Raw genomic sequence first — 17,965 nt, forward strand, 5'->3', positions numbered from 1 at the left:
CCGATGGCAGCGACTACGGCACCTTCACGGTCGATGATGCGGGCAACTGGACCTACGAACTTGCCAACGAGGCTGAGGCGACCCAGGCGCTGGCCGAGGGCCAGACGGTCACCGAGCAATACACCGTGACGCTCAGCGATAACTCGACCACCACGGTCGACATCCTGATCACCGGCGTGGCCGACGCAGTGCCGGTCATCACGCTGGCTGACAAGGAAGTGACCGAGGCCACGGGTGAGACGGTCACAGACACCTTCGAGGTGGCAGCGGATGCCGGCATCGCCAGCGTCACCATCAATGGCACGGACATCACTTCGGCGTCAGTGGATAACCCCATCGTGATTCCGGGTGCGACTGATGACGAAGGTACGCTGACCATCACGGGCTACGATGCCGGCACCGTGTCCTACACCTATGTGGAGGATGGCACGGCTGCGGATCACTCGGCTGGCGACGATAGCGTGTTCGACAACTACGCCGTGGTCGTCACTGACCTGGCTGGGCAGAGCACCAGCGACAGGCTTGACGTCAAGATTCTGGATACCGCGCCGACGGCCAAGCCGGATGAGCGCGATATTGATGAAGATGCGACGGACGAGCTCACGGGCAACGTGATTGATGGTGCCAGTGACAATGAGGACATCCTGGGTGCAGATGCGCCGTTCATGGTCTGCAAACTGAACGATACCGGAATTGCTGACGGCGGCAGTGCCACGGTCACGGGTGACTACGGCACGCTGACGCTCAACAGCGACGGCAGCTATACCTACGTTCTGGATACCACCAAGACGCAGACTCTGGCAGAGGGTGAATCGGCGGAAGACGTCTTCACCTATGTGCTGGAAGACAGCGATGGCGACTATTCCAGCACCACGCTGACCATCAATATCACGGGCTCGGCCGACGCAGCGCCGGTCATCACGCTGGCTGACAAGGAAGTGACTGAGGGCACGGGTGCCACGGTCACTGACACCTTCGAGGTGGCAGCGGATGCCGGCATCGCCAGCGTCACCATCAATGGTACGGATATCACTTCGGCGTCAGTGGATAACCCCATCGTGATCCCGGGCGCGACTGATGACGAAGGCACGCTGACCATCACGGGCTACGATGCCGGCACCGTGTCCTACACCTATGTGGAGGATGGTACGGCTGCGGATCACTCGGCTGGCGACGATAGCGTGTTCGACAACTACGCCGTGGTCGTCACTGACCTGGCCGGGCAGAGCACCAGCGACAGCCTTGACGTCAAGATTCTGGATACCGCGCCTGTCGCCAATGACGACACCTACACCATTCGCGAAGATGATACGTCTCCGGATGGTGAGCCGGTGATCAACACCAATGTCATTTTCAGTGTTGTCGGCGGCGGACAGGATGAGCTAGGCGCTGATGGCGTGACCATCACGCATCTGGATGGCATTTCACTGGCAGACAATGAGGGTAGCGTTACGGTCGATGGCAGCTACGGCAGCTTGACCATCAATACCGATGGCACCTTCAGTTATGACCTTGATGATGCGCGCGCTCAGGCACTGGGTGCCGGTGACCTCGTCAAGGAAGTATTCGAGTACACCATCCTGGATGCGGATGGTGACTCGGATACCGCCGACATCACCATCAATGTCCAGGGCTTGAATGACAAGCCGGTGGCCTATGACGACGGTCCGATCGTGGTCGAGGAAGATACTCCGGTCAGCGGCAACGTCCTGAACAACGACGTCGACGCCGATGGTGATGAGTTGAGCGTCGTCAGCTTCACTGTTGACGGGGTTACGTACGACCCGGGCAAGACAGCGGATCTTGGCGAAGTCGGCACACTTCTGATCAATGCTGACGGTACCTTCACCTTCACGCTCGGTGAGAATTACAACGGTCCGGTACCCGACACCACTTATGTGATCACGGATGGCACCGAGTTCGATGAAGCCATTCTCAGCTTCGAGGACGTCGCAGCGATTGATGACCCTGTCGTCATCAGTGCCGATGATGGCGCTGTTGCCGAAGATGGTGTGACGGAAGCTTCAGGTACGCTGACCGCGACCGATGTCGATAGTGATGCGCCGAAGTTCACGCCGGCCACTGACGACAGCGGTCTCTACGGTACCTTCGTCGTCGATGCTGACGGCAACTGGACCTATACGCTGGATAACGACACTGCCGCTGTGCAGGGGCTGACATCTGCCGACACGATCAATGAGCAGTACATCGTGCAGCTCAGCGATGGCTCCAGCACGACAGTGGATATCGTCATCAAGGGGACTGATGATGCGCTGCCGATCATCAGTTCACTGGAAGACCAGTCCGTCACCGAAGCGACCGGAAGCACGCTTACCAATACCTTTACCGTGTCAGCTGCAGCAGGTATCGCGGCAGTGACGATTGCTGGCGTGGATATCACGGATGCCAGCACCACACCGGTAGTGATCCCCAACCCAGATGGTGAAGGCACGCTGACCATTACGGGCTACGACGCCGACAGCGGTGAGGTCACCTACACCTATGTGGAAGATGGCACAGCGGCTGATCACACAGATGGCGATGACAGCGTCGTCGATGGTTTCACCGTCGTGGTAACGGATCTTGCCGGTCAGAGCACCACATCCAGTCTGGATGTCACCGTTCTGGACACCGCGCCGGTAGCCAACGCTGATACGCGCAGCATTGGCGAGAATCGCACTTCTGCCATCACCGGCAATGTCGTGGAGGGCACATCGGCGACTGCCGATACTCTGGGTGCCGATGCGGTAACCGTGACTGCCGTCATCGCCGGAACGGAGACTGCTCCGGTGAGCGATGGCGCGGCGGCCGTGATCACGGGTGAGCACGGCGAGCTGACCCTGGCGGCGGATGGCTCCTACAGCTATCAGTCAGCACGCGACGACCTGCAGTACCTGGCGGCCGGTGAGTCGGTCACGGACGTCTATACCTACGTGATCACGGATGCTGACGGTGATACTGCCACTACCACGCTGACCATCACCATCAAAGGTAGCAACGATGCGCCGGAGATAAGTGTCAGCAGTGGCGACAGTGCCGCCGCCAGCCTGACGGAGACGGATTCACCGCTGAGTGCCAGCGGGACTCTGTCGGTGGATGACGTGGATCTCAGCAATAGCGTGACGCCGAGCGTCACCGGCGTCTCCAGTGATGGCGATACCGGTACGCTGGTCAACGATGACCTGCTTGCGCTGCTGGGTGTGGATACTGGGGCCATCATCGATGACGAGAGCACTGAAGGTACGCTCAACTGGTCCTTCGACAGCAGCGCTGCCGGGGAAAGCTTCGACTACCTGTCTGCAGGCGAGTCGCTGGTCCTGACCTACACCGTCACTGTCACGGATACGGCGGGAGCGACAGCTACCCAGGATGTCACCATTACCATTCAGGGGACGAATGATGCCCCGGTGGTGACTGCGACTGAAGGCCGCGTCAGCGAAGAAGGACTCGAAGGCGGTATCGCCGACAGCGATGCGGCTGATGGCTTTACGGATACCACCGATGCCACCACCGTCACCGGTACGGTTTCCGTCACGGATGTCGACAGTGACAGCGTGTCGCTGGTATTGACGGCTCCTGCCGCGGCCATCACCTCCGGTGGCAGTGCGGTGACCTGGTCCGGCAGCGGCACCCAGTCAATGGTGGCAACCGATGCTGATGGCAATGAAGTCGCGACGGTGACCATCGATGACAGCGGCGCTTATACCTTCACTCTGAGTCAGGCGGTCGATCACTCGGGTGATGGTGAAGATGTCCTGTCTCTGGACTTCGGTGTGCTCGCAACGGATAGCGAAGGCGCCAGCTCCACCGGCACGCTGACCATCGGCATCGAGGATGATGCACCCGAGCAGCAGGAAGCGCAGAGCTTCTCGTCCACCCTGGTGGATACCAATGTCACAATAATGCTGGATATCTCGGGTTCAATGAGTACGAGTGATGGAGTTGACAATAGCACTCGTCTTCAGAGTGCTATTAATTCGGTCAAGGTGCTTCTAGATTCTTACGATGATTTCGGTGACGTGATGGTCAACCTTGTTGTCTTCCAATCTTACGCATCGTATGCGCCTGGCTGGGTGACGGTCGAAAGAGCTTCATTGTTATTGGATACATTGGAAGCCGGTGGTGCTACCAATTATGATTCTGCTCTTGATACGGCAATGTGGAATTTTAATGCAGATGGTGCTCTTGAATCGGCACAGAATGTGTCTTATTTCTTCTCCGATGGCATACCTAATCGTCCTTCTGGAAGTGCTGGGATTTCAGCTGGTGAAGAAGTCGAATGGCAACAATTTTTGATCGATAATTCAATTAAGTCTTACTCAATTGGTTTGGGAGGGTCTGTCAATGAGAGCAATCTTGATCCTATTGCCTATGATGGCTCTGCTGTTGAGAACCTAGACAGTACCGTCGTCACCAGTTTCTCGGACCTCGATGATAGTCTGGCCGCGACCGTGCAATCGCCTGTCAGTGGTCAGCTTGTCTCGGGCAGCTCCGTGGATGGCAGTCTGCTGGGAGCGGATGGCGGTTATCTGCAATCGGTCACCGTGGATGGCACGACCTACAGTTATGATCCGGTTACCAACACCGTGTCTGCTACGGGGTCGGACAACAGCAGCTACGATGCGGACAGCCTGGAGTTGATCATCTCGACAGACCTGGGTGGCAGCATGCTGTTCAATCTGGGGAGCGGTGACTTCACCTACACGCCCCCGGATAACGTCAGCGAGCGCTCCACGGACAGCTTCGATTACGTGACGGTCGACAATGACGGGGATACCAACGCCTCAAGTGTCAGTATCGATGTCGACAAGCTGGCCGTGGTCATCGGCACCGATGGCAACGACACCCTGACGGGCGATGGCGATGGACCGTTCTATGCGGACTATCTGGTTGGCCAGGGTGGCAATGACACCCTGAGCGGTGGCGAGGGCAGTGATCGTCTGGAAGGCGGCAGTGGCAACGATACGCTGAGAGGCGGCACCGGCAACGATATCCTCTCTGGTGGTGAGGGCGATGATCTTCTGGTCGGAGGTGCCGGCAATGACATCCTGACTGGCGGCGATGGTGCCGACACCTTCCAGTGGCTGAGCGGTCATGACATCAACAGCGAAGGCGGCATGGCGACGGATACCATCACCGACTTCAGTGTCGCGGATGGCGATGTCATCGATCTGTCCGATCTGCTTCAGTCCAACGATGATGCCGATACGCTCTCGAGCTTCCTGCACTTCGAGTCAGACGGAGAAGGTGGCACCAATATCGAGATCAGTGTCGACGGATCCGACGGCAGCAATATCACGCAAGAGATCAATCTGCAGGATGTCGACCTGACATCAGGTGGCGACACGGATACGCAGATCATTCAATCTCTGCTCGACAGCAACAGTCTCAAGACGAACGTTGACGGCTGAATCGATGTGATAGGGGAGATGGCTTAGGCTGTCTCCCCTTGCTGTATTAGACTTTGCCGTAGAGACATCTGCGAAGTGCCCTACTAAGGAGGACAGGTTGAGCGATCAACCCACGCCATTAAGACCGGAGCCTGTTGGCGAGAGGGAGGGCGACCCCCTTCTCAATGCGCTGGTCTTCATGGCGCGTTACCACGGCAATCCCAGATCTGCAGCAGTGCTGGTCGATGGTCTTCCCATGGAGGAAGGCCGTCTTCCCCTGGCGCTTGTCAGTCGTGCTGCGGCACGTGCCAATCTGAGTGCCAAACTGGTCAACCAGCAGATCACGGCCATCAGCGACATGCTGATGCCGTGCATTCTCATACTCAAGGAAGAGCGTGCTGTCGTCTTGCTGGAGGTCGACAACGACGCAGGCAAGGCCAGGATTCATCAGCCTGAGGCCGATGGTGATGAGCTGGTCGACATCGAGTCTCTGGCTGAGCGTCATGATGGGCGTGTCGTCTATCTCAAGCAGGAGCACCGCTTTGATGAACGCGCACCGGAAACGCTCAAGCAGAGTGGTGGCCATTGGTTCTGGTCAACGCTGAAGCTGTCGCGGCCGATCTATCGTGACGTGATTCTGGCGTCGATATTGATCAACCTGTTTGCCGTGGCATCGCCACTGTTCGTGATGAACGCCTATGACAAGGTCGTGCCCAATCTGGCCTTCAACACGCTGTGGGTCTTGGCGACGGGTATGGCGATCATCATGGTGTTCGACTTCGTGATGCGCCAGACACGTGCCTACTTCATGGACACGGCCGGCAAGAAGTCCGAGGTGTTGCTGACCTCGAAGCTCTTCTCCAAGACCATGAACCTGCGGATGGAAGCGCGTCCCGGCTCTGTCGGTGGCTATGTGAAGCACCTGCAGGAGTTTGATTCGATTCGCGAGTTCTTTACCTCCGCGACCCTGACCACCCTGGTCGATCTGCCGTTTGCCCTGCTGTTCCTGCTGGTGATCTGGATCGTGGCGGGGCCATTGGTTCTGGTGCCCTTCGCCGCGCTCGTGATCCTGCTTATCTACAGTCTGGCGATCCAGAAACCGCTACGCAGCAGTATCGAGCAGGGGTCGCGCTTGGCGACGGAACGCAATGCGCGCCTTGTCGAAGCGGTCTCCGGCCTCGAGAGCCTCAAGCTGGCCAATGCTCAGGGCGAAACCCAGCGTCGATATGAACGCGCCGTCGGGCAGATCGCGCATTGGGGGGTGAAAAGCCGCAACCTGACGACCTCTGTCAGCTCGCTGAGCATGTCGCTGACACAGGCCACCACGGTGGCGCTGGTCGTGTTCGGGGTCTATCTGATCGCGGATGCACGCCTGTCTGTCGGTGGCTTGATCGCCGCGGTCATGCTGTCCGGGCGTGCGTTGCAGCCGCTGGGGCAGTTGGCGTTGCTGATCACGCGCATCGGCCAGACTCGCAGTGCCATGAGTGCGCTTGAGCAGATCATGGCATTGCCGGAAGAGTCGGAAGATCGTCGTTACGTTCACCGCGAGCACCTGCAGATGCGCATCGAATTCGACCGCGTCGGCTTTGCCTATGCGCCGAATACGCCACCTGCCGTGTCGGATATCTCACTGACCATCAATCCAGGTGAGAGGATCGCGATCATTGGGCGTATCGGTGCTGGCAAGAGTACCTTGCAACGTCTTGTCTCTGGCCTGTATCGCGCCACGGCGGGCAGCGTTCGAATCGATGGGCTGGATCTCAATCAGCTGCATCCCGCCGACGTACGTCGGCATATCGGTCATGCGGGCCAGGACAGTTCACTGTTCTTCGGCTCCATTCGCGACAACATCACCCTCGGCCAACCACACGCCAGTGACGTACAGATCGACCTCGCGGCTGATGCCTCCGGTGTGACCGAATTCACTCGTCATCACCCTGAAGGTCTGGACCGTCAGGTAGGTGAAGGTGGGCGCATGCTCTCCAGCGGTCAGCGTCAGACGGTCTTGCTGGCCCGCGCACTCTTGATGCGTCCCCCGCTCTTGCTGCTTGATGAGCCCGGGTCGCACATGGATAACCGCGCCGAGCTGCGCCTGCGCAGAATGCTCAAGTCCCTGCCACGCAGCCAGACGCTGCTGCTGGTCACCCACAAGAGCAGCATGCTCGACGTGGTAGACCGCGTCATCGTCATGGAAGGGGGGCGCATCGTCGCCGATGGGCCCAAGCAGCAGGTGCTGAGCGCCCTGAATGAAGGCCGTGTCGCCGGGCGCAAGCAGGAGGTGAATCGTGGCTAAGGCACCGATTGAGCAGCGTGACCTTCACCATCTCGACGATGTCAGTTCGGCCGTGTTGCTGGCGACTCCCTGGAAGTCGCGCATCCTGATCTGGATGGTGCTCGCATTCGTGGTCATCTTCGTCATCTGGGCCAGTCAGGCGAGTCTGGAGGTCGTCACGCGCGGGTCCGGCAAGGTCGTGCCCTCGACGCATCTTCAGGTCGTCCAGAACCTGGAAGGCGGTATCGTGCGCGAGATCTATATCAAGGAAGGTCAGGTCGTCTCGGCGGGGGAGCCACTGCTGCGCATCGATGACACCAGTGCAGGTTCCGATCTGCGCGAGCGTGTCTCGACCCTCGATGGCCTGCAGGCCACCATCATGCAGTACGACACCGAGCTTGATTCCATCGAGGTCAACGCCTCCGCGGATGCCTGGAAGGATCAGGTGAGCGTGAAGAATATCGAGTTGCCCTTCGACGAAGAATTCAAGGCGCGCAGTCCCGCTCTGGTGTCGCGTGCGATGACGGCGTATCGCACGCATCTGAATCAGCTCAACAGTGGCCTCAATGGCGCGCGTGAACAGATTCTGCAGAAGGAGCAGGAGTTGCGTGAGTTGAGATCGCGCATCAACAGTCTCGAGCGCAGTTATCAACTGTCACGTCGCGAGCTCGGCATGACGGCCCCGCTGGTGCGTGAAGGCGTGGTCTCTCAGGTGGACCTTCTCAAGATCCAGCGTGAGGTCAACGACCTGCGGGGTGATCTTGAATCGGCGCGCCTGGCCGTGCCGGGCAAGCAATCGGAGCTGGATGAGGCCATCTCGAATCGGGTCGGCGTCGCGCAGGAATTCCGCTCACGTGCCGCGGAAGAGCTCGCCAAGACCCAGGCGGATCTGGGTCGCTTGCGTGAGGGGCGCACCAGTCTTCAGGACCGACTCGATCGTACTTTGGTGACCTCTCCGGTTCAGGGCGCCATCAAGACGCTGAATATCAATACCATAGGCGGCGTCATCGAGCCCGGGGAAGACCTGATGGAGATCGTTCCCATCGAGGACCAGCTGCTGGTTCAGGCGCGAGTCGCTCCCAAGGACATCGGCTTCCTGAGAATCGGACAGCCGGCCGTCGTCAAGTTATCTGCCTACGACTTCACCATCTACGGTGGATTGGAAGGCAAGGTCGATCAGATCAGTGCGGATACTGTGCAGGATGAAGAAGGCAACAGTTTCTACGAGATCAAGGTGCTGACGGAGCAGAACCACCTTGGCAGTGACTCGGATCCGCTCACGATCATCCCGGGCATGCAGGCCAGTGTCGATGTGATCACTGGCAATCAGACCGTACTGCAATATCTGATGAAGCCGATTCTGCGCGCCAGGCAAGGTGCCTTGCGTGAACGTTGATCAAGGATTTGATGGATTCGAGGGTAACTCATAATGAAAAAGACACTCTTGGCGTTGAGCATCGCCGCAGGGATGGGGTTTGGCGTTCAGGCTTCGGCTGCGACTCTTGAAGAGGCCGTATCCCGAGCGGTAATGGAAAACCCGCGCACGCGCGTTCAGGTTTCACGTCACATCCAGCGACTCGAAGAAGCGGAAACCCAGCGCGGGGCGTATCGCCCGACGGTGGATCTGACCGGTCGTCTGGGATATGGCAAGTTCGACTCGGAAGATGACGGCGTCAATGACGATGACGACTGGCACGATTACACGCGCCTTGATCTGACCATCCGTCAGCTGCTCTGGGACGGCAACACGACAATCGAGCGCATTCGCCAGGCCGAGACAGAGGCGGACTACCAGCGCCTGCAGGTCGCGGCCGAGGCCAATGACATCGCGCTGGATACGGCCGGTGCCTATCTGCAGGTCATGCGTGATGAGCTGATTTTCAAGTATGCACAAGCCAATCTCGAGGCTCACCGTCGTATCTCGAATGATATCGGACGGCGTGCGGAATCCGGCCTTGGTGCGCGCAGTGACGTGCGTCAGGTGGATGGTCGTCTGGCCAATGCCGAAGCCAGCGTGCTGTCATCGATCAACAATCTCGAGGATTCCCGCTCTGCCTATCTGCGTCTGGTGGGCGAGATGCCGTCGGACCTCAGCATGCCGGGCATCGACACCAGCCTGCTCAGCGAGGATGTCGAGAGCGCCTACGTGCAGGCCAATCAGCGCAACCCGCTGTTGGCGGCAGCGCGGGTCTCCATTGATGCTGCCCGCCATGAAGTGAACGCCGAGAAGGGCGATAACTACCCCGAGTTCAGTCTCGAGGGCAATCGCACGCTGGACAATGATTATGATCAGGACAAGAGCAAGTCAGACGACTGGAGCGTCGAACTGGTCATGCGCTACAACCTGTATCGCGGTGGCCGTGATCAATCCGAGATCCGCGGTCGTCAGGCAGCGCTGGAAGCGGTCGAGCACGACAATGATCGCGTGATGCGCGATGTGCGTGACGAGATTCGTCTGGCATGGAATGCCCGCGAGAACCTCAAGCGTCAGATCGATTACCTGGAAAGTTATGTGCGTGCCGCGACCGATACCCGCGAGAGTTATCGCAAGCAATTCGATATCGGGCGCCGCACATTGCTGGACCTTCTGGATAGCGAGAGTGAGCTGTTCACCTCTCAGCAGAACCTGATTCGCGCCCGTTTTGATCTGGAAACCGCCAACTATCGCCTGCTGTCGGCGACCGGCGCTCTGCTGGATTCCATGAATGTTGCCGTCCCCGTCCAACAACAGGGCTAAGCCACCCACGGCGCTACCGCACCCTGGGTGCGCCGTTGCCATGCTGATGGTTGATGAGGAAATCAGATGAGTCTTTCGCGCCGCCTGTTTACCTTGATGTTGCTGGTATTGTTGGGGTTCTCCCTCGGTATCTTCTTCATCCAGGTCAACAACACCCGTGATGCATTGGCCGAACGACAACGCGTCGAACTCTCGAATCTCGCCCAGAGCCTGAGTCTCGCGCTGGTGCCACATGTAGAGCTTGGCGATGCCGCCAGTGCCGAAGCCCTGATACGTGCCACGGTGGATGGAGGCCATGTGCGCGATGCCAGGCTGGAGAGCGTGGCCATCGCGACACCCATCGCTTTCAATGTCGTGCGCGAGAGTCTGGCACCGCAGTGGTTTCGTGACCTGATTCCCATGCCGGTGGAATCGGCGAGCCGCGAGCTGCCGGGTGGCTGGGCGTCGCTGGGCACGATCAGCCTGACCGGCGAATCCGCCCAGGGCTATGACCAGCTCTGGCAGCTGGCCAAGCGTCTGGCGCTGTGGCTGTTGCTGGGCGGCCTGATCACGCTGCTGATTGCCTCATTGGTCATGCGCCGTCTGCTGCGCCCGCTGGAGCGCCTCTCGTCTCGCCTCAATGAGATGGAGACACAGCGCTTCGACGCGCCGCTGGAAGAGACCAGCGTGGCGGAGCTCAAGGGCATCACCTCGGCGGTCAATCGTCTTGGACAGCGCCTGCAGACCCAGTTCGAGGCTCAGGCCGCGCAGTTGGCGCGTCTGCAGCGCCAGGCGGAAGAAGACTCGGTATCGGGGCTTGGCAACCGCGGCTATTTGAATCGAGCGGTCGATGAGTGGCTGAGCGAGCCGATGGGTGGCAGCTTCGCGCTGCTGCGCGTGTCGCATATCGAGGTGGTGTATCGCGAGCAGGGCTACAAGGGGCGTGACGCCCTGGTGAAAGCCATCGCGCGCAAGCTGGAAGATCGCGAACTGGCGGGTGAGGCGATCATTGCCGCGCGTCTGGCCAATAGTGATTTCGGCCTGTTGCTGCCGGAAACCGACGAAACTCGGCTTCAGGAGTTTCTCACGCTATTGGCGGAGGATATCGACAACCTGCTGGATGCCAATCCGCTGGTGGATATTCCGCCGGAGAACTGTGCCATTGGCGCCGTTCGGCGTGAGCCGGGCATGCAGCGTACCCAGATATATGCCGTTGCAGATGCCACGCTTCGTCAGGCCATCGAGCAAGGGTCGGGCGTGGAGCTGGCCCCTGCGGGTGGGCGTGCGCGTCCGCGCGGCGAGTGGCGCGAGATCATCGAAAAGGCCCTGGATTCCCCCAAGGGACTCGATTTCGTCGCTCAGCCGGTGTTGCTCAATGATGGTGGCGAGCTCCACCGCGAGCTGTTTGCCCGTCTGCGCGATGGTGATGAACTGCATCGTGCGGGTGACTTCCTGCCCGTGATTCGCCATTTCCGCATGGGGGCGCAGTTCGATCTGCGCGCTCTGGAGTGGCTGGCGTCCTATATCGACCGGATTGAAGTGCCCAGGCTGGCGCTCAACCTGACCGAAGAAACCTTCGACGATGAAGCCAGTTATATTGGTTTGCTCAACTGGTTGGCGGCGCATCCGCGCCTGTGCAAGCGTCTGGATATCGAGGTGTCCGAAAGCATCGCCCTCAGGCATCAGGAGCGTATCAAGATGCTGTTCCGACATGCTCGCCGACTGGGGGCGCGGGGTGGCATCGACCGCTTCGCCCGAGAGCTGAAGGAGCTCAGCTATCTGTCGGCGCTGCGGCCTGATTACGTCAAGATCGACCAGGCGTTCTTCAAGCGCGAAGATGTCGATACCGAGCTGTTGCAGAGTCTGTGCATGACCGCGCATCAGGTCGAGTCGCAGGTCATCGTGACCCGCGTCGAGTCCGAGGCGGATCAGGAGCGGGCGATGTCGTTGGGCGCAGATGGCTATCAGGGCTTCGTGTCACCGGCAGTCGATGTCATGGCAAGGCTCGCCAATCCAGCAGAAGATATGCCTCGCTAAGTGACATTCAGGGTGCCTCGACATGAATCATCGCCGCTGGTGGGAGGGTCTTGCGGTCGGGGTGCTGCTGGCGTTGTCGCTCGGTGCGGGTCTGGCACAGGCGGTGGATTCCCGCCAGTTCATCCAGATCTACGGGACCGGTGGCTGGAATCGTGTGCAGCAATGGCAGCAACTGTTGCAGCGTCTGGAGGGCGCGCCGATCAGGCGTCAGTTGAGCGAAGTGAACGATTTCTTCAATCGTCTCAACTTCACCGATGACCTCAGCGTCTGGGGAGCGACCGATTACTGGGCGACGCCGCAGGAGTTTCTGGGGGCAGGGGCCGGTGATTGCGATGACTTCGCCATGGCCAAGTACCTGACCCTGCGCGAGCTTGGCGTACCGGAAGACCGCCTGCGTCTGCACTACGTCAAGGCGCTCAGCCTCAACCAGTTCCATATGGTCGTGACCTATCAGGGCGCCAATACGCGCAATCCTGATGTACTGGACAACCTGAACAGTTCCATCCTGCCGGCCAGTGAGCGCACGGACCTGCTGCCTATCTACAGTTTCAATGGCAGTGCGCTGTGGATGAGCAAACGTCTGGAAGGGGGCAAGCGCATCAGCGACAGCCGAGGCCTTTCAAGTCTGTCTGATTGGCAGAAGCGCCGCGCACAAGGGGTGCTGAGAGTGCCGCGTCACAAACGGCCATGAGCCTGGCGGCGAAAGCCCCCTCGAGGAATGGTGGTTGAGCCCTGCTCTAAGCACTACCAAGCACTACCAAGCACTACCAAGCACTACCAAGCACTACCAAGCACTACCAAGCACTACCAAGCACTACCAAGCACTACCAAGCACTACAGCACGACAAGACACCCCGTGGCCTTCCGGTCGCGGGGTGTCTTGCCATTCGGGCGTTGCAGGCCAGAGCCCTCGTCAGGCTTCCCCATGCAGGTTGCGGGCGGGGCGCTAGCGGGGCGTATTGCCGCGCAGGTGCAGGATCTCGAGCAGATTTCCGTAGCGATGGCGACTCGGCATCGTGGCCAGCCCCGAAAACAGCAGCCAGAACATGCGCCGGCCACGTGTCAGACGATGCGTATGCTGCAGCAGGCGTGACAGCAGCTGGCTGTCATCGAAGCCCTTGAAGTTGGGCGTCATGCTGACCTGTTCTCGCACCAGTACCGGGGCCATCTCCAGCCGATAGAGCTTTTCCAGTTCCTGGAAGCTCAGCCCCTGGGCTTCGACGACTTCTGCCATGTGCTGATACTCGGCTTCACGTGGGTCGCGCTCCAGCCACAGTGGAGACAGCGCCAGCCAGATGTCCTGTCGGCGCTCGAGCAGGGCGGCCACATCGGGGGCGAGGTGAGCGTTCTGATCGTTCATGAAAACATCCTGGGCAAGAGCCTGTCGGACAGTGCGGCTGGCAATCAGCGGCGAATGCAGGACGGCAGTGGAATGGCAGTACGTGAAAAGGCCTACATGATACGGCAGCCGCCGCGGCTGGCTCCAGTGATATGCAGGTAGATGGCGGATCATGACGGCAGGGCGGACAGCGTCGCCGACAGCCGCTAGAATAGCGCCCATGAGCTGGCACTGAGCCTGCTTTACGGGATTCGAACGCCCTATTTCACGATACGCTTCACCACCCAAGGACGGCCATTGCCTGCTGTCAGGGTGAAGCGAGTATCGCATCGGCGGGTACACGCCGGGCCAACAGCAAACGAGGTTCTTTACGTGATCATCAAACCCAAGGTTCGTGGCTTCATCTGCACCACCACACATCCCAAGGGCTGCGAGCAGAATGTCGCCGAGCAGATCGCCATCACCCGCAAGACAGTCGGTGACAAGCGTGACGGTGGTCCGAAGAAGGTGCTGGTGATCGGTTCTTCCAGTGGCTATGGCCTCGCGGCACGCATCACGGCAGCCTTCGGTTATGGCGCCGATACCCTGGGCGTGTTCTTCGAGAAGCCGGGCACCGAGAAGAAGGCCGGCACCGCAGGCTGGTACAACTCTGCCGCCTTCGACAAGTTCGCCAAGCAGGAAGGCCTCTACAGCCAGGCCATCAACGGCGATGCCTTCTCCCACGAGACACGCGCCAAGGCCATCGAGCTGATCAAGGCCAATATGGGCGAAGTCGACCTCGTCGTCTACTCGCTGGCCTCTCCGGTGCGCAAGCTGCCGGACAGCGGTGAAGTGAAGCGCTCCGTGCTCAAGCCGATCGGCGAGACCTACCGCGCGACTGCCATCGACACCAACAAGGACACCATCATCGAAGCGGAGGTCGAGCCGGCCACCGAGCAGGAAATCGAAGATACCGTCACCGTGATGGGGGGTCAGGATTGGGAGCTGTGGATGCAGGCGCTGGACGACGCCGGCGTGCTGGCTGAGGGCGCCCGCTCCGTCGCCTTCAGCTACATCGGTACCGAGATCACCTGGCCGATCTACTGGCACGGTGCGCTGGGTCGCGCCAAGGAAGATCTGGACCGCGCCGCCGGCAGCATCCACGAGAAGCTGTCCGCCAAGGGCGGTCGTGCCCACGTGGCCGTGCTCAAGTCCGTGGTCACCCAGGCCAGTGCCGCGATCCCGGTCATGCCGCTCTACATCTCCATGGTCTACAAGATCATGAAGGAGAAGGGCCTGCACGAAGGCACCATCGAGCAGCTCAACCGCTTCTACGCCGAGCGCTTCTACGGCGAAGGCGAGATCGCCACCGACGAGTCCGGTCGTCTGCGTCTCGACGACTGGGAGCTGAAGGACGACGTCCAGCAGGCCTGTCAGGAACTGTGGCCGCAGGTCACCAGCGACAACCTGTTCGACATCACCGACTACGCCAGCTACAAGCAGGAATTCTTGAAGCTGTTCGGCTTCACCCGTGACGACGTCGACTACGATGCCGATGTCGCCACCGATGTCGAGTTCGATGTCGTTCAGATGTAAGAGCGCCTCAATATAAGCGCGCCTCGGCATAAGCGCAGAGGTCTTGGCAGCTCGCTGAGCGCTGAGACCTGAGCGCTGCCCGCTGAGCACTGCATGTTGAGCACTGACGACGCCATCCTTCGGGGTGGCGTCGTCGTGTGTGGTGGCCTCATCTCGAGCGTCATTCCAGTCCGGGCCAGGCACAAGTGCCAGAGGCATGGCACAATATGGCGCCACCCTCACGCGACGGACCTCGACTCACACTCATGCCCGTGGATTCACTGGTTTCCCCCCAGGCCCAGCAACGCCAGATAGGCTTCGTGCTGCTGCCCGGCTTCTCGTTGTTGTCCCAGGCCTGTGCGCTGGAGCCGCTGCAGGTGGCCAATCAGCTCGCGGGGCAGACACTCTATCGGGCCGTCACTTTCGCGCTTGACGGGCGTGGCGTGGCGTCCGCGGCGGGCTTGAGTCTCTCGCCGGACAGTCTGGTCGCCAGTGATTCGCGCCATCTGGACGCCCTGTTCGTGTGCGGTGCTCAGCCGGCGGGCGAGGCGAGCCTGCAGGAGGTGGCCTCGAATCCCGCGCTGCTGGCCTGGCTCAAGCGTCTGGCCGAGCGTGGCGTGATGCTGGGCGGCATCTCCACCGGCACTCGTGAGCTGGCTCGCGCCGGGTTGCTCGATGGCTATCGTGCGACGATTCACTGGCAGCGCGCCGAATCCTTCCGCCGCGACTTCCCGCAAGTCAACGTCTCCCATCAGCTCTATGAGCTGGACCGTGACCGTGTCACCTGCGGCGGTGGCACCGCGGCGATGGACATGATGATGACGCTGATCGCCCAGCAGCATGGCCGCGCGCTGGCCGAGAAGGTCTCCGAGCACTTCGTCTGCGAGCGTATCCGGCTGGCGGACGAGCCGCAGCACGTGCCGCTCAAGAACCGTTTCGCCCATGCGCCCCAGCCGCTGGTGGAGGCCGTGACGCTGATGGAGGCCAATATCGAGGAGCCGCTCTCTACCCACGAGATCGGCGAGCACCTCGGCATCTCGCGGCGTCAGCTGGAGCGGCTGTTCAAGAAGCATCTGCAGGCGGTGCCCAGCCGCTACTATCTGGATCTCCGCCTGGCGCGCTCGCGTCAGCTGCTGCGCGAGAGCGATCAGCCGATCGGTGAGATCGCGCTGGCCACCGGCTTTTCCAGCGCCGCTCACTTCTCCACGGCGTTTCGCAACCATTTCGGGCGCAGCCCCCGCGACGAACGTCTCATGCTGCAGGCCTGACACCTTCCCTGGATGACAAAAGTCGCCTCCTGACATAAGTCGTCGTCCTTTCGCTGAAAGTCTTTGTCATCTCGCCTCCCTATACTCGAGTGTCATGACCCGTGGCTTGCCGATCATCGGCCGGCCATGCCAAGACCCCGCGATGAGGAAGAGACGATGACCCAGCTGACCCGTGCCGATTTCGACCATGCCATGGTGCCCAACTACGCACCCCAGGCTGCCATTCCGGTACGCGGTGAGGGTAGCCGTCTGTGGGATCAGGAAGGTCGCGAGTACATCGACTTCGCCGGTGGCATTGCCGTCACCTCGCTGGGTCACTGCCACCCGGCGCTGGTCAAGGCGCTCAAGGACCAGGCGGACAAGGTCTGGCACCTGTCCAACGTCTATACCAACGAGCCGGCACTGGCGCTGGCCAAGGCGCTGACCGAGCGCACCTTCGCCGACAAGGTCTACTTCTGCTCCTCCGGTGGTGAAGCCAACGAGGCCGCCCTCAAGCTGGCGCGTCGTTTCGCCCACGACACCCATGGCGAGAAGAAGGACAAGATCATCTCCTTCCGTCAGTCCTTCCATGGCCGCACCTTCTTCACCGTCAGCGTCGGCGGCCAGCCAAAGTACTCCCAGGGCTTCGGGCCGATTCCGGGCGGTATCCAGCACGCCGAATTCAACAATCTCGACTCCGTGCGCGAGCTGATGGGCGATGACACCTGCGCGATCATCGTCGAGCCGCTGCAGGGTGAGGGCGGCATCATTCCGGGCGAGCAGGCATTCCTCGAAGGACTGCGTGAGCTGTGCGACCAGCACGATGCGCTGCTGATCTTCGATGAAGTCCAGAGCGGTGCCGGGCGTACCGGCCACCTGTACGCCTACCAGCACTTCGGTGTGGTGCCGGACATCCTGACCACCGCCAAGGGCATCGGCGGCGGCTTCCCGCTGGGCGCCATGCTGACCACCGATCGCATCGCACCGGCCATGGCCATCGGCACTCACGGTTCCACCTACGGCGGCAACCCGCTGGCGTGTGCCGTGGGTCTGGCGGCGCTCGAGACCATCGACACCCCGGAAACCCTCGACGGTGTCGCGCACCGCCACCAGCTGCTGCGCAACGGCCTGGAAGGCATCGCCAAGCGTCACGGTGTCTTCAAGGAAGTGCGTGGCATGGGGCTGTTGATCGGCGCCCAGATGGCGCCGGACTACGCAGGGCGCGCCAAGGACATTCTCAACCTGGCGATGGAAGAAGGCCTGATGGTGCTGATCGCCGGCCCTGACGTGCTGCGTCTGGCGCCGTCGCTGGTGATCAGCGAAGAAGAGATCCAGAGCGGTCTCGACAAGCTCGACCGCGCCGTGGCGAACTTCGTCGCCGCCTCTGCATCTGCATGAGCAGCGCCATGA

10 protein-coding genes are annotated in these 17,965 nt (G+C 60.5%); 9 read left to right on the forward strand and 1 reads right to left on the reverse strand.

Annotated features, from left to right (window positions below; translation table 11 throughout):
- The 6 genes from IZU87_RS14250 to IZU87_RS14275 all read left to right on the forward strand — a co-directional run.
- Nucleotides 1-5,411: VCBS domain-containing protein (locus tag IZU87_RS14250; protein WP_213114963.1), on the forward strand; the 5,411-nt coding region annotated here is incomplete at its 5' end.
- Between the two features lie 97 nt (nt 5,412-5,508).
- Nucleotides 5,509-7,683, forward strand: coding sequence for a type I secretion system permease/ATPase (locus IZU87_RS14255; RefSeq protein ID WP_249330619.1), 2,175 nt, complete (start codon nt 5,509-5,511; stop codon nt 7,681-7,683).
- Complete coding sequence (locus IZU87_RS14260) at nt 7,676-9,058, forward strand: HlyD family type I secretion periplasmic adaptor subunit (RefSeq protein ID WP_213114964.1); 1,383 nt, start codon at nt 7,676-7,678, stop codon at nt 9,056-9,058. The genes IZU87_RS14255 and IZU87_RS14260 overlap by 8 nt, the downstream gene beginning before the upstream one ends.
- A 72-nt stretch (nt 9,059-9,130) precedes the next feature.
- The gene (locus IZU87_RS14265) at nt 9,131-10,399 is read left to right on the forward strand and encodes a TolC family outer membrane protein (protein ID WP_283248917.1); all 1,269 of its coding nucleotides are present in this window, start codon (nt 9,131-9,133) and stop codon (nt 10,397-10,399) included.
- A gap of 66 nt (nt 10,400-10,465) precedes the next feature.
- Nucleotides 10,466-12,415: a bifunctional diguanylate cyclase/phosphodiesterase gene (locus tag IZU87_RS14270; RefSeq protein WP_213114966.1), complete on the forward strand. Its 1,950-nt coding sequence runs from the start codon at nt 10,466-10,468 to the stop codon at nt 12,413-12,415.
- Between the two features lie 22 nt (nt 12,416-12,437).
- Complete coding sequence (locus IZU87_RS14275) at nt 12,438-13,106, forward strand: transglutaminase-like cysteine peptidase (RefSeq protein ID WP_213114967.1); 669 nt, start codon at nt 12,438-12,440, stop codon at nt 13,104-13,106.
- Between the two features lie 255 nt (nt 13,107-13,361).
- Here the strand turns inward: IZU87_RS14275 and IZU87_RS14280 are convergent, their stop codons facing one another.
- The gene (locus IZU87_RS14280; RefSeq protein ID WP_166020033.1) at nt 13,362-13,775 is read right to left on the reverse strand and encodes a DUF7079 family protein; all 414 of its coding nucleotides are present in this window, start codon (nt 13,773-13,775) and stop codon (nt 13,362-13,364) included.
- A gap of 351 nt (nt 13,776-14,126) precedes the next feature.
- On the opposite strand from IZU87_RS14280, the gene fabV reads away from it, so the two are divergent.
- The 3 genes from fabV (at nt 14,127) to IZU87_RS14295 (ending at nt 17,953) form a co-directional block, all read left to right on the forward strand.
- Nucleotides 14,127-15,329, forward strand: coding sequence for an enoyl-ACP reductase FabV (gene fabV, locus IZU87_RS14285; RefSeq protein ID WP_043334421.1), 1,203 nt, complete (start codon nt 14,127-14,129; stop codon nt 15,327-15,329).
- Between the two features lie 245 nt (nt 15,330-15,574).
- Nucleotides 15,575-16,576, forward strand: a complete 1,002-nt coding sequence (locus IZU87_RS14290; protein ID WP_172978721.1) for a GlxA family transcriptional regulator — start codon at nt 15,575-15,577, stop codon at nt 16,574-16,576.
- Between the two features lie 156 nt (nt 16,577-16,732).
- The gene (locus IZU87_RS14295) at nt 16,733-17,953 is read left to right on the forward strand and encodes an aspartate aminotransferase family protein (protein WP_043334420.1); all 1,221 of its coding nucleotides are present in this window, start codon (nt 16,733-16,735) and stop codon (nt 17,951-17,953) included.
- The last annotated feature ends 12 nt before the right edge of the window (nt 17,954-17,965 follow it).

Source organism: Cobetia sp. MC34, from assembly GCF_018340035.1.
Lineage (GTDB): Bacteria > Pseudomonadota > Gammaproteobacteria > Pseudomonadales > Halomonadaceae > Cobetia > Cobetia amphilecti.